At 52.0% G+C, this 14,110-nt stretch carries 8 protein-coding genes and 1 pseudogene; all 9 read left to right on the forward strand.

Annotated features, from left to right (window positions below):
- Positions 1-449 precede the first annotated feature (449 nt).
- The 9 genes and pseudogenes from JKP78_RS15405 to JKP78_RS15445 all read left to right on the forward strand — a co-directional run bounded on the left by JKP78_RS15405 (position 450) and on the right by JKP78_RS15445 (position 14,100).
- Entirely contained in the window at positions 450-1,097 is a 648-nt protein-coding gene (locus tag JKP78_RS15405) for a TnsA endonuclease N-terminal domain-containing protein (protein ID WP_200626924.1), read from the forward strand.
- A 311-nt stretch (positions 1,098-1,408) separates the two neighbouring features.
- Complete coding sequence (locus JKP78_RS15410; RefSeq protein ID WP_200626925.1) at positions 1,409-3,298, forward strand: integrase catalytic domain-containing protein; 1,890 nt, start codon at positions 1,409-1,411, stop codon at positions 3,296-3,298.
- The gene (locus JKP78_RS15415; RefSeq protein ID WP_325166803.1) at positions 3,288-4,277 is read left to right on the forward strand and encodes an ATP-binding protein; all 990 of its coding nucleotides are present in this window, start codon (positions 3,288-3,290) and stop codon (positions 4,275-4,277) included. Before JKP78_RS15410 ends, JKP78_RS15415 begins: the two co-directional genes overlap by 11 nt.
- Entirely contained in the window at positions 4,240-6,810 is a 2,571-nt protein-coding gene (locus JKP78_RS15420; RefSeq protein ID WP_200626926.1) for a helix-turn-helix domain-containing protein, read from the forward strand. Before JKP78_RS15415 ends, JKP78_RS15420 begins: the two co-directional genes overlap by 38 nt.
- 481 nt (positions 6,811-7,291) lie before the next feature.
- Positions 7,292-8,212 carry a restriction endonuclease gene (locus JKP78_RS15425; protein WP_200626927.1) on the forward strand — a complete coding sequence of 307 codons (921 nt, stop codon included), beginning with the start codon at positions 7,292-7,294 and terminating at the stop codon, positions 8,210-8,212.
- Entirely contained in the window at positions 8,209-8,934 is a 726-nt protein-coding gene (locus tag JKP78_RS15430; protein WP_200626928.1) for a sensor histidine kinase, read from the forward strand. Before JKP78_RS15425 ends, JKP78_RS15430 begins: the two co-directional genes overlap by 4 nt.
- A complete protein-coding gene (locus JKP78_RS15435; protein WP_200626929.1) occupies positions 8,931-9,359 on the forward strand; it encodes a response regulator in 429 nt (142 codons plus the stop codon). The genes JKP78_RS15430 and JKP78_RS15435 overlap by 4 nt, the downstream gene beginning before the upstream one ends.
- 797 nt (positions 9,360-10,156) lie before the next feature.
- Positions 10,157-10,465 (forward strand): annotated as a pseudogene (locus JKP78_RS15440) (LuxR C-terminal-related transcriptional regulator); the annotation flags it as partial.
- Between the two features lie 8 nt (positions 10,466-10,473).
- Positions 10,474-14,100: an ATP-binding protein gene (locus JKP78_RS15445; RefSeq protein WP_200626930.1), complete on the forward strand. Its 3,627-nt coding sequence runs from the start codon at positions 10,474-10,476 to the stop codon at positions 14,098-14,100.
- The last annotated feature ends 10 nt before the right edge of the window (positions 14,101-14,110 follow it).

Genomic DNA, 14,110 nt, shown 5'->3' on the forward strand with positions numbered 1-14,110 from the left:
GCGTGCCTAGTACTCCCCGCAAAACCGAATTCTACGCTTCGACTTGGCCCTGAATCCCGCTATGCCAGCCACAAACGCTCTAGCAGCGTTGACCGGAAATGTCAGCTTCCCAGCGCTAAAGCCTCCCGCGAGGAGCGCCACTGCAATGCCACGTACCTGTCACTCGCATTCAAGGGGCTTGGACCTAAAGCTGCCAACCGCCAAGGCATTCCAGTTATTTTGCAACTCGTAGCAATAGATAACCGCACCAAATACGTAATTGTGACGAAGGTGATACCACGCTTACGAAAAGCGCTGGATTGGAAAATGCAGGTTCTGGCGGTTCTATCAGCCAAACGGGCAGCACGAGAGAGGAACGCTTAGTCCGCTAAATCCGAAGTAAACATCAGCCGATTCCGTAACTGGAAATCAACTGAACTATTTCCGCTTGCGTTCGTGGAGACCAGGTCATGGTTAATTCATACGATCGGCATGTACTGCACGCTGGCTACACGCTTGAGCCGAGCAAAATCTTAAAATTCGGTAAACCTCGCAAACTGGTGACCTTCGTTGCCTCTCGCAAGAATGGGAACTCCATCGGCTGCGAGAGCTTGCTGGAAGCTGATTTTTGTATTTATTTAGAGTACCAGCCCGCTATCACAGCCTATCAATCACAACCCTTCACCATTTGCTTCAGCGCAACGAGGAGGCGCTATACGCCAGATTTCATGGCGACGCTAGCGGACGGTAGCCAAGTTATCTACGAGGTAAAAAGCGATGCGGGGGCTCGTAATCGGCGATGGAGCAGAAAACGTGCCGTGCTGGAGCAGTTCTTCAGCCTCAATAACCTGAAATTCGAGTGTGTTGAGGAACATCAGTTTTGCCGTCCTATCGAGATTCAAAATCTGCGGACGCTATATCATCTCGGCTACCACGGCAGTCTCAGCAGAGTACCGTACATCCTTAGATTACTCAGCAAGGAAGCACTAAAAAGCACCACCATCGCCTTTTTACTTAAACACGGCGTTTCGCAGGCTGACATCACCTGCGCACTTTTTCATCAGCACTTGCATTGCAACTTACAGCGCCCGATTAATTTAATGAGCCGGGTATGGTGATCTCTATGGATAGGCTTGGAAAAAATCATCATAAGAATTTTACAGTTGCCTATCAATTGGACAAGGGCAGCGGGTATATCAACGCCTGTTCGAAAATTGCGCTTGGCGAAATTGACGTTGACATTATCTACTGCAAGCCAAGAATCCCCTGCCATAAGCAACACATCGAAAAAATCTACGAGGCCTGGACCACGTCCATGTCTGCATGCACTCCGTGCAGGCTTCTTTCAAAGCAAGGCCCGCAATAAACTCAAATCAATACCGTGTTTTTCAATGTCCACTTAATCTTTTAATTGGATAGGATGAATATGATGAATAGCCTGGAACTCAAGGTCGGCGAGCACTACCAATACGGTGGCTCCGATTACCAATTGGTCTCGGCGCAAGGCAATCGCTATCAACTGCGCTCGCTGAAATTTAGTAAGCAAATCGTAATTCAGTCATATGATCGACTGGTGAATGCCTGGCGAAATGGCACTCTGTTTAAAACTCAGGAGGCGCCGTTCGCTCCGCGGATGGACCTGATCGCCGACGCCTTGACTAACCGTCAACAAGCCGTCCTAGCCAAGCGGCTACGTTATGTGATGCCGGTAATGGACCGCTGGGGTGGTCATCTTCCGCGTCAACCGGTAATGACCCTGCTCTCCGAAATTGCAGAACAGCACGGTGAAAGGGGACCGAGCTATGGCGCGCTGTACCTATGGGTAAGAGCTTACCTCAGCATGGGTGAGAATAAGCTCGCGCTAGCCCCCCGCAAGCGCACCTCCACGACCCGGCGTATTTTCAGTCTTCCAGAGGTAGTGCAAGACCTCATCCAAATCAACTTGCAGCAATTATTTTACACGCCCACCCCGTGCAAAAAGACTGACCTGATCGTCGCCATTAAATGCTCAATTGACGCATGCAACGAAAAACGGCCGCCACATGACCAACTCGGTTGTCCGTCAACGAGCACATTGTACCGGATCATCACTGAACTGGACCGGTACGAGACGGACCGCCACCAACTCGGTTACCGCCGAGCTATCAAAAAGCAAAAATGGAGCAAAAAGTGCATGAAACCACAAAAGCTCTTTGATCTCGTCGAAGGCGACACGCATACGCTTGACATTGAAACCGTAGATGAAAACGGCCAATTGCTCGGGCGCCCATACTTGACTGCGCTGATCGAGGTAAGAACTCGAATAATCACCGGGTGGGATATTTCCTACAACCCCGCCAGCGCCGAAAAAACGATGCGCGCATTGAAGATGTCACTTTCCAGCAATAATCCTTATGGCGGACTGGCAAGTCGTTATCGTTTGGACAACGGCAGCGAGTTCGCCAACGCCCGGTTAAAACGTGTACTTAGCGACATGGGGAGTGACGTGACCTACTGTGAGCCGGGAAACCCCGATCAAAAGCCACACATCGAAAGTTTTTTCAAAACCTGGACCACGTCCATTGCTCATAGTATGCCAGGGACGACTTTTTCAGGTCCAAATCCCTACGACTCCGAAGCCAACGCCACCCTCACTCTGCAAGAAGTCATCAATAAATTCGAGGAGTGGCTCACGAACACGTACCACTCTGGCTTTCAAAACGGCCTAGGCCAATCACCCCAAGAGGCATGGGATGAAGATCAAGCCGATACCCTAGCTTTCGAGCGAAAAAGGTACAGCGAGGAAGACCTCAAACGTCACTTGCTGAGCGTCACCTACGTAAAACCCAACAACGGTCGTTTGCGTTTTGAAGGTCTAGCGTGGACAGGACCAGCAGTGAGCTACCTAGCAACCCAGCATCCTGGCAAACCCAGGGCCCTGCGGCTGCTGTATGACATTTCCGAACTAGGAAAAGCTTGGGTCAGCGATCCTAATTCGAACGGTATTTTCGAAGTCGTTGCAGTGGATGGCGAGTACCAGAACGGGTTGACGATGCACCTGCATGAGATGATCAAAACTCGGCTGAGGGTCAGAAAACAGTCTCTAAATTACAGCGCCGCGCGCGAGGCACGTGTGCAGATTCTACGAGAACTCGCCGGCGCGAAAACCAAAACGCAACGCATTACTAGGAAGCGCGCTGAGGAGCGTGGCGATTTCAATACACAACCTAGCTTGCCCCGCCCCGCCGTAGCGACGGAGATCGCTAGTAACCATCCTCTTCAACTCCATCCTGACACACCTTCGGGTTTCGCTAGCGTGGTGACTAAACGTGAAAAGTGAAGCAAGCGGGGCTGTGGCCGAATTCAGCAAGCTAGCTGTGTTCTTTCCAAGTTATCAATTCGCTTATTCCCAGCTTTCCAAAGCGGTGGAGGCTACGGAAATACGTAAGACGGCGAGTTGCGCCTTCATTATCGGACCTTCAGGCACCGGCAAATCTCGTCTGTGCGAACTGTTCACCGAGTCCTTTGACGCACCTTATGAAGCATTTGATGGAGATGGCGTCTATAAAGTCATCACGGCACTCTATTGTATCGTCCCCGCACCCGTAACAATTAAGGGAATTTGCATAACTTTACTCAAGAACCTCGGAGTCTACCCGCCACACGGCGACGTGCATGCACTGAACGAGCTGTTACTCGATCGCTTAAAAAAATGCCGGGTCCGAGTCATTATTTTGGATGAAATCCAGCGATTATTGAAACCGGAGGCAGAAAAGTCGCGCAGTGTGACTCTGGATTGGCTGGTTACGCTGCTAAGCAAGAGTGAAATTCCTATCATGCTGGCAGGTACCGAAGAGTGTAAATATCTGCTTCATGAACAGAGGAAACAAGGACACTCTCCGTTCATCAGAAGATACTGTTACGTGGCCTACCTGGAACACTTCACGTTCAGCGAGCTGGAAAGTTCCGATTTCTACATGACGCTTAAGGTGTTGGACCAGCAATTGTATGACCTGATGGAGTTTAGCGGCGAAGTCCATCTTCACAACTTGCTGATCATGGCGCCGCTCTACGTGGCCAGCGTGGGGAACCTGGAATACCTTCGGCAGATCGTGTACGAAGCTGTTATCAATGCCCAAACCCGCCATGCGAATGTGCTCACCCGCCAGGACTTCATCGAGGCCTGTCGATGCCTCAGCCTGCCCAAACAACTTAGCGAAACCAGGAACCCTTTTTCAATATCGCTGACCGAATGCCTGACACTGATAGCGGAGTACACCGATGAACAAGCTAATCTTCGTGCCCGTTCCGCACGCTGAAGAAAGCCCATACAGCCTGATCAGGCGGGTAACACTGTTTCATAAATTCAACACAGTTGGCCAATTCACTCGTCGCTGTATCGGGGAGTCCGCTGTGCAGCATACAACCATAAGTCAATCATCAGCGATTGCTCAATTTCTGGCTGCAGAGGCTGGGGCTTATGCGAGCGCAGTTCTCAATGGATTTTATCAACCTGTGAATCGGGCTCAGATAGCTCACTGGATGATCAACGGCGTCGAAATACCCAGCATTTATTTAAGGCTGCGCTCATTTGTGTTCTGCGACAGCTGCTTTGAAGAAGGTTGGCAACGTCAAGTTCAAGACCTTAGACTATCTGAATATTGCCCCTACCACTGCAAAAGATACCTAACGAACTGCCCTGCATGTAATGGCGATCTCAAATGGTGGCACGCGCTACACGGGCAATGTCATTACTGTGGCGAAGTCCTTAAGTGCGATCCGTGCAGCGATCACGACTGTCTGCCTGAGCGATGCCTTGCGCATAGCTTGAAGTCACACAACCAGGCGTACATTGACAAAATCATCAGAACCACCCGCCTACTGGGAGGAGCAAGCCAAAATAAGGGGTTTATTCCCGACGCTACCCGATGCCAAATAAATGAAGCTGCCATGTTCATTGCTAACGATGACGTGAATGGCCTCGTGGATCATCTCTCAGCATTACATGAGGGATATCCGGAGATCGATAAATCCTGGATCGCGGCTCGCTTTTCCGGGATGAAAACGCCTGGAGTGGCGGAGGCTACAACCATTTTCATGACGAAAATAACATCGACTCACAGCAGCGTCCGCAACGACTCGCCGTTTTTACTAACAGCGGGTCAAGTAAGACAAAAAATGCAGGCAGAGGGTCTTCACTTTGACAGCAGTAGTCAGATGTGTAAGAACTTGAACGCAAAAAGAAGACGTTTTAGCACTGAGGACATCTCAGCATTGTCGACCGCCCTCGAGGAATACCACGCTACGAGTGCTGGAAGGCTGCCCACAACTCAGACAGAAATGTGGACCACTAATGAGGTCGCCAAACAACTTCAAGTGAATCCGCATGTAATACAAATCTATGCACGAGATGGCTTGTTGACGTTTTACAAGGGGAGGCACAACAAGAAATACTTTTTACCTGCCGACGTCGACAAATTTCTTGAGCAGCTTCAACCGCCACACTACATTGCTGCCACGTGCGGGCTCAAAGTTACAAAGATCCGGAAAGCCATCCTCCAATGCCAAGTAAAATCGAGCTACCATGCCGAACTTCACTGGTCATATTGGTTGTTCAACTTGGACGACGTCCAATCAATCAAGCGCGCGCTAGTTCATGAACGAAAACTCCGCACTGCGCAGCACTTCAATTTAATTCTGCCGAAATTGCCTTTTGATCCAGTTTTTTTTGCCAACTTCATGACGTATGCGCAGGCGGCCAGATCGCTGGGAATCGTGAAAGGCACGGTCCACGAGCTGATCAAATGGCAGCATCTTAAAGGGTGTTATTTATCCGCAAAGAAAATATACATCCCCAAAATCGAAGTGCAAAAATTCAGACATCATTATTTGAACAGCACCGCCACCAGCAAGATTCTGAAGATTACTGTAAACCGATTGTCAGATGTGCTCCAAGCCGTTGGGATCCAACCGCTAACCTTTCCCTCCACCACCCAATCCCGCATCACGACAATTTACAGAAAAAAAGAGATCAAGAGATTTGCCGCTCAGCTCAGCACTGAACAGTCGAGAGAGCGACAGAATTACTTAAGTATAACTATCGCTAGCAAGCGTGGCCGTGCAGACGAACGTACGCTTAGGGTCCTGGCTGCTAACAACATCCTCACTCACGTGAAAGGTCAACTTTCAATCTATTTTCGCCCAAGCGTTTTAGACTTGTTTCGCAGTAAATTCGCGATTATCGAGCCTTTGCTCTCATCTATGGGATTTCCGTCGCACCCCACCCCAAAACTTATCGAGACACTGCACAAATACAAAACCACCAAGATGCCAGCCTCGAGCAATACAGCTCCGTTTTACCGAAGCAGCGCAGATATATTATCGTACCTGCATTCCGATGCACCATCGGACGCACCAGCATTGACAAGAATCAAAATAGCAACTAGACAAAATCGTCCAGCCACATTACCAATGCTGACCCACGCGATTTCACTCATAGCGGCCCTGGAACATTTACAAATTAGCAATAACGACTTCAATGACACTTTTGCCAAGAAAGGATTTTCAAAGATTATAAAACATGACAACGGCAAATACCTAAGTCAAAAGGATTATGAAGAGTGCCAGCGCGTCCTTACCACGCACATTACCTGCGCCATGGCAGACCGCCTCGTATTCAATAACCCTGGTACGACTCGTTGCTTGATAAGACGACATATCCTTCCGACAGAAGCGCTATCAGACTTGATCACCAAGCCGTTGATACGGCGGGACCTGATAGCCCGCTATCTCATTGATCACCCGATCAGTTCGCACTTACAGCCAGCTGTTCTGGACTCTATCCACATTTAATACAGCTTTACGAAACCGCTTTTAATAGCCACAAGATCTGCGATTAATCCCCCTTGCCGGCAGGCCCAACCATGAATAACCTCATGCCCTCCAGACCCCAAATTTTACGCGCCAATCCTCGACTATTACAAAGGTTTTTCCTGCGCCGAAGATTTCAGCCCAGAGTAATATTATGCAAAATCACAAATATTGGCTCACATACCAGCACCGAGCTAAAGTCCATCTTCACAAGCATAAAGTCATATAAACTTTTCAAGCAGATCAGAATAACAAATCATTCATAAACTTGAAAAAACGACCATTATAAAAATCAAACCTTATCAACCTTCAATAGCAAGTCACGCACCGCAAAAAAAACTAAGCCCAAAAACCTTAAAAACTCAAAACCTTAGCACCAACCTTCCAAAACTTCAAGATCTTCCATAATTTCCAGATACAGACTAAAATTCGGAATCAGCCTTAAACTGAGATCCCTAGAACTGTGGAACTAGAAACTTTAGATGCTGGCATATTTGAAAACCTAATTTTTGACTTAGTTTGTGATTGTGGCTTAATCAACCCTAAGTGGCGAACCCCTGGCAGCGACGAGGGTCGAGATATTGAGGGGGAATTTTACATAAGCGACCTTTCTGGGTATTTTCAAAGGCAGCTGTGGTATATAGAGTGCAAGAGATATACGGGAAGTATTGGATGGCCGCTTATTTGGGAAAAGATCTCTTATGCGGAAACCCATAATGCTGACGTACTTTTATTTACCAACACTTCAACAATCACGCCGCAGGCTCAAAATCAAGTTACAAAGTGGAATGAATCTGGCAAGCGACCCACCATCCGGATCTGGAACAAAATCGACATAATAGAGCGGCTAAATATAAGAAAGCATCTCTCTATCAAGTACGGCCTGTCTAAGTCGAGTCTTCAAGAGGCATCAGCCTCACTGGCCCCGCTCCTCAAACTACTTATAAAAGCTAATGACTCACTGTACTCCTCAGGATTGACAAGCACAAAATCACAGGCAAAACTTGAACTTTCCCACGCCCTCGGAGAGTTAATCGACAAGCGGCTGTGTGACTTGGAAGAAAGTGAAACGCGGAGATGGCGCAAGACGTCCGGCATTCAAGATATGTATGAATGGATTAATATTGATAACAGTCCAGCCATTAAGCTTTGCAAATTCGATAATTTGGGATTACGCGCTTTCATGTGCTACATTAAATTCGCGACCCAGAGTGAACAAGTTTCGATCATGACTGAAGACGGCAACAATCCTGAACTGACAGTAGAGTTAGGAAAGAGCCTCGAGCAATACCAAATAGCTCACCTACTAACAATTAGCAACTGGTCAAATTTTAACTTTTCAATTACTCAAGACAAAATAGTACTGCGCGAGGCGACCACATGAAGCCTGAACCAGCGGATTTCACTTTATTCCTGATCTCAAATATCACCCACCAAGCAATCAACCCATTAAATGGTGTAATTGGCACACTGGACAATGTTGTAAAGGGCGATGTAGCAGAACACAAAATTGAGCAGCGACTGAAAAGCGCTCGCGCTCAATTAGAGTATACCGTATCACTGATTAGAAACTTATCCTATTTTGCAGAGTATGCTGTCGAAAAAAATAGCGAAAAAAAGCCCGGCCCTTCCAAAAAATGCGTAATTCCTGAAATCATCATCCAAGCAGCGCAATTTTTCCAAGAGCAAGGCAGGCAGAACGGCATCCGTATTCAGCTTGAAGACGCAAAGGTTCAGAACTGTGTACCTGGCGACCCAGACTTGATCCGGCAAGTTTTTATGAACCTTTTTGATAACGCAGTCAAGTACGGAAATAAGAACTCTCAAGTATTAGTGAAAAATTGGATTCAGAAGAAAACTCAAGAACTAATTGTCACAATTGAAGGAACCAGCACCCCATTCGACACTTCAGATGACATCTTTGGCCTCGGCGCACGCGGTAAGAAAGCAGAGGAAAAAACATCGTCGGGCTCAGGCTTGGGACTTTATATTTGCCGTTTGATTGTAGAAAATGTCTTTAACGGAGTTATTACTGGCAACTGCTCAGCTAGCGGCGTGGTGCGCTTTGAATTAAGAATTCCAAATGCTTATGAGAAAAGTAAATGAACAGAATTACTGACACTGTTCTCGTCCTAGATGACGAGCCACTTTTTTTAGACTGGCTAGAAGATTTTATTGAATCGCGAGGCTTCAAAACAAAATTTGTTACTAACTTGCCAGATGCTCATATTGAGATTTCGAACAACAACTATGTTGCCTTGCTAGTTGACTTGAACGTTCCTTCATCTGCGGACATCGACAAAAAAATTGAAGCTAAGGACCCTCTATATAAGGAGTTTCGCGGTCTTTTCCTAGCCAGCGAAGCGAGAAACAAAGGCTACCCGGGATCAAATCTGATTATTTACTCCGTACACGCGGATGAGCGACTCGCTCCAATCTGTCAAAGATTAGGAATCGATCACATCGCGAAGGGCCGCCCACACCTACTCAAAGCGAAGCTAGAAACTATTTTCAAGCGCGCTAGACAATAATCCCCAACTAGAGAGGTGCCATATTTGACTTCAAATCAATTAAGCACCTTCTACTTGGCTGTCGCCCGCAGGATTGCACCTGCATAATTCATGCTCCCTCAGCATACTACAATTAATTAACTAGCCTCCGTTTTTTGATGCAGACCTATCCAACTTGACCCCAAGCCAGCTACGCCAAATATTGTAGAAATTGATAACTTGACAGTTTCGGCGACTGAGCGCTCCCCCTAGCATGGTCTTACGGCTCTACCCTTACGCCGCCTAATCATCAATCAATGGTAATTATCTCGATTTAATATTCTACAAATTCAATGAAATGAAATAACATTCCAACCCTATAGAATAAACCATGACTGATCTTAGCCTTGTCTCAACAGATCCACCCCCTAACATCCTGAGCCTCAAAAGTCATTCATCATGACTACGCGGACTACCACCCCTGCGAAAACATTTAGATAAGTGCAGATCGCAACCTATGATTTACTAGACCCCATATTCGCCACCTCATCATTATGAAAAGATCGCAACATTTGGATGAAATATCTCCTGAAATATAAGCGAGGGACCGACTCGCCCTCTTCGGTCAATCTTGAACGGCATTCCGCCCCCTCCTAAACAACTTGTCGCATAGGACAATTCAATGAGTTGACAGGTACTTCCAGGAGCCGGCATTTCATCCAGATTATTTCTAGTAAGATCGAATTCATCTATTTTAATTTCCCTGAACAAAGAAAATTAAAAACTATTGAATTTCTCATCAAGCCCCAGCACTAATTTCGACTTCATAAGAATTTGATCGGGAAGACCTGAGCGAATTGCTCAGTGCAATCAAGGCAGTATTGGCCGGTTATAACTATTTCCCCAGCCAGGCGATAAAGCACAACCAGGCGGCGGATACCGACCTGCAACTTTTCCGGCAGGTGAACGACCGCGAACTGATGGTGCTGCAGCTGTTCGCCCAAGGCCGCAGCAACAAGGAAATCGCCAAGGGCATGTTCCTCAGCAGCAAGACCGTCAGCACCTACAAGAAGCGCCTGATGCACAAACTTCAGGTCGATACGCTTGTCGACCTGATCGAGATGGCCAAGCGCAATGCACTGGTCTGAGGATGGTCATGGCGCGCCCTATCGCTCGCCTGCTGCTCGCCCTGCTCCTGCTCAGCAGCGTGGCACAGGCTACCTATCAAGAAGCCTCTTCCTACACGTTGCTGGCCCGGTCATCGGCTCAACCCGCCCTGCCAGCGCTTACCGCCAAACAAAGGCAATGGCTCGACAGCCGTCAGGAACTGGTACTGGGTACCTCGGCACCGGACTACCCACCCTTTGACATCACCAGTGGTGGCCGCGACTATCAGGGCCTGACCGCCGAGTACGCCAGCCTGATCGGCAAGGCCCTGCAGTTGCCGGTGAGGGTACTGCGCTTTTCAAGCCGGCAGGCGGCGGTGGAAGCGCTGCGCCACGGCGACATCGATCTGCTTGGCAGTGCCAATGGCTACGAGGCAGCCAGCGACGGCCTGGCGCTTTCGCACCCCTATGCCATCGACCAACCGGTGCTGGTAACGCGTGAGGACGAAAGCCGGGCACTGGACATGGGCTTGCCTGGCATGCGCCTGGCCATGCTCTACCACTACCTGCCCAGACAAGAAGTCCTGGGCACCTACCCCAAGGCCGAGCTCCTGGCCTTCGGCTCTTCCAGCCAGGCCTTGAATGCCGTGGCGTTCGGCCAGGCCGACGTGTTCATCGGGGATACCATTTCCACCCATTACCAGCTCAACCGCGGCCACTTGCCGCGCCTGCGCATGGCCAACTTCGGCAAGCACGAAGCCATCGGCTTCGGCTTTGCCCTGCGCCAGCAGGACAGGCTGCTGATGGAGCTGGTGAATGCCGTGCTGGACAGCCAGCCCCCCGCCATACGCGCCAGCATCTTCAAACGCTGGAGTGCCGGCAGCGATTTGTTGCTGACCGACCGCAAGCTGCAACTGACCGAGGCCGAAGAGCAATGGTTGCGCGACCACCCGGTGATGCGTGTGGCGATCGATGACACAGCCGCACCGGTGTCCTACTTCGATGGCGCGGGGCATATTCGCGGCATTACCGCCGACCTGCTGGAACTCATCCGCCTGCGTACCGGCTTGCGCTTCGAAGTGCAGCGCGCCAGTGGCATCGCCGACATGATTGCCCGCCTCAAGGACGGCCGCGCGGATGTCATCGCCGCATTGGCCACCGGCGGCGACGCCGAGGACAACCTGCAGATCAGCCGCCCTTACCTGGAAAGCGCCTACGTACTGGTCAGCCGCAAGGACAACGAGGCACCGGCCTCGCTGGAACAGTTGCACGGGCGTCGCATCGCCATTACCCGCTACAGCGCCATGGACGCGATGCTGTCACAGCACTATCCACAAATCGGCTGGATCGAGACGGAAAGCACGTTCTACTCCATGGCATTGCTCAACAGCGGCGCCGTCGATGCAGTGATTACCACCCTGGTCGACGCCAACCATGCCCTGGCCAGCAATCCCGAGCTGGTCATCCGCACCACTGTCGGTAGCGAACCCGCCAATTTCGCCATGGCGACCAGCGCCTCGTCGCAGGTGCTGGTCTCGATCCTCGACAAGGCCCTGCTGAGCATCTCGCCGGAGGAGCTGGGGGTAATCAACAACCGCTGGCGCGGCTTCGACCTGCACGATGACGGCAACGGCCGGGATTACCATCGCCTCGCGGTACAGCTGGTACTGGGCGCAGCCGTGCTGTTGCTGCTGGCGCTGCTCTGGAACGCCCGCCTGCGCCTGCAGATTCGCCAGCGGCAACGCGCCGAGCGCGCGCTGAACGACCAACTGGCGTTCATGCGCGCCCTGCTCAACGGCACGCCTCACCCCATGTACGTGCGTGACCGCGAGGGCTGCCTGCAAAGTTGCAACTTCAGCTACCTGGAAGCCGTGCAGGCGTGCTCCGAGGAGGTCATTGGCAAACGCCTGAAAGACAGCCTGTTCGCCGAGTACGAGCATATTCGCCAGATCGAGGCGGATTACCTGAAGGTGATGGCAGTCGGCACCCCGCTGATCATGGACCGGCCGCTACGGATCAAGGGCCGTGAGATGACCATTTACCACTGGATCCTGCCGTATCGCGACTCGCTGGGCGAGGTCCAGGGCATCATCGGCGGCTGGATCGACATCAGCGACCGCCGCCAACTGGTCATGGAACTGCGCCAGGCCAAACAGCAGGCCGACGATGCCAACCGCGCCAAGAGCACGTTCCTGGCCACCATCAGCCACGAGATCCGCACCCCGATGAACGCGGTCATCGGCATGCTGGAACTGGCGGTCAAGCGTGCCGACCAGGGCCGGGTGGACCGCAGCGCTCTGGAACTGGCGCACCACTCGGCAAAGGACCTGCTGGGCCTGATCGGCGACATCCTCGATATCGTGCGCATCGAGTCCGGGCACTTGACCCTCGCCCCGGAAACCGTCGACCTGGCGGCCCTGGTCGAATCGGTAGGGCGCATTTTCGAGGGCCAGGCACGGCAGAAAGGCCTCGCCCTGGAAGTGATGATCGCCCCCGCGGCACGCTGCCATGCACTGCTCGACCCACTGCGTTTCAAGCAGGTGTTGTCCAACCTGGTGAGCAACGCCATCAAGTTCACCGAACATGGCCAGGTGCGCATCAACGTCAGCCTGGATGAGGCCTGCACCCCGGCAGTGCTGGAGCTGGAGGTGCGCGACAGTGGCATTGGCATACCCGCTGACGACCTGCAACGCCTGTTCAACCCCTTCATCCAGGCCAACCCGCACAGCCAGGGCGCTCGCGCGGGCACCGGCCTGGGCCTGGCCATCTGTCGCAACCTGTGCGAAATGATGGGCGGCGACCTGAGCATCAGGAGCCTGGAAGATGTCGGTACCCAGGTGCGCCTGAAGATGCCACTGCAGCGGGTAGACGCCCCCACGCTGCAGGCCCCGTTGCCTGAAGAACTCGACGTGCCCGACCCACGGCTCAGCGTGCTGGTGATCGACGACCATCCGGCCAACCTGCAGTTGATGGCGCAACAGCTTGGTTACCTGGGCCTGGACCATGCCAGTGCCCATGATGGCCGTGAAGGCCTGGCTACCTGGCGGGCGGGCGACTTCGATGTGCTGGTGCTCGACTGCAACATGCCACACATGAACGGCTATCAGCTGGCCTCTGCGGTTCGTGCCGAAGAGCGCCATGGCAAGCGCTCGCGCTGCACCATTCTCGGCTACACCGCCAATGCGCAACCGGAGGTGCGGCGCAAATGCCTGAGCGCCGGCATGGACGACTGCCTGCTCAAGCCCATCAGCCTCAGCACGCTCAGCCAGCGCCTGGCCGGCATCCGCCCGCGGCGCCAGCAAAAACCCCGGCGCAAGCTGTATAACCTGGACGGGCTGGCTGCAGTGGTCGGGCATGACCCCAACGACCGCCAGCGCTTCCTGGAAGCCCTGCAGCAAAGCCTGCAGGCCGATCTGGCCACGCTCATGGCACTGCATCCGGAGCACGACAGCGGGGCCATCGGCGAACAGGCGCACAAGGTGCTCAGCGCCGCACGCATGCTCGAAGCCCCCGAGCTGATGGCGGCCTGCGAAGCCCTGGAGGCCGGCGGCTTGTCCACCCTCCAGCTGCGCCGGCGGCGCCAGGCACTGGCGCGGCACATGTGCCGGGTGGAACGGGCCCTGGCCAGGGAACTGGCTACCGATAGCTGCACACAGGCAGGCAGCCAGGCGTGTTAACTGGTAGACT

Source organism: Pseudomonas sp. LAM2023 (genome assembly GCF_016620375.1).
Classification (GTDB): domain Bacteria; phylum Pseudomonadota; class Gammaproteobacteria; order Pseudomonadales; family Pseudomonadaceae; genus Aquipseudomonas; species Aquipseudomonas anuradhapurensis.

Excerpts from the sequence above, each read along its gene's own strand:
- JKP78_RS15410 (WP_200626925.1), top strand. The coding sequence starts at position 1,409 with ATGAATAGCCTGGAACTCAAGGTCGGCGAGCACTACCAATACGGTGGC.
- JKP78_RS15420 (WP_200626926.1), top strand. The coding sequence starts at position 4,240 with ATGAACAAGCTAATCTTCGTGCCCGTTCCGCACGCTGAAGAAAGCCCA.
- JKP78_RS15435 (WP_200626929.1), top strand. The coding sequence starts at position 8,931 with ATGAACAGAATTACTGACACTGTTCTCGTCCTAGATGACGAGCCACTT.
- JKP78_RS15430 (WP_200626928.1), top strand. The coding sequence starts at position 8,209 with ATGAAGCCTGAACCAGCGGATTTCACTTTATTCCTGATCTCAAATATC.
- JKP78_RS15445 (WP_200626930.1), top strand. The coding sequence starts at position 10,474 with ATGGCGCGCCCTATCGCTCGCCTGCTGCTCGCCCTGCTCCTGCTCAGC.
- JKP78_RS15405 (WP_200626924.1), top strand. The coding sequence starts at position 450 with ATGGTTAATTCATACGATCGGCATGTACTGCACGCTGGCTACACGCTT.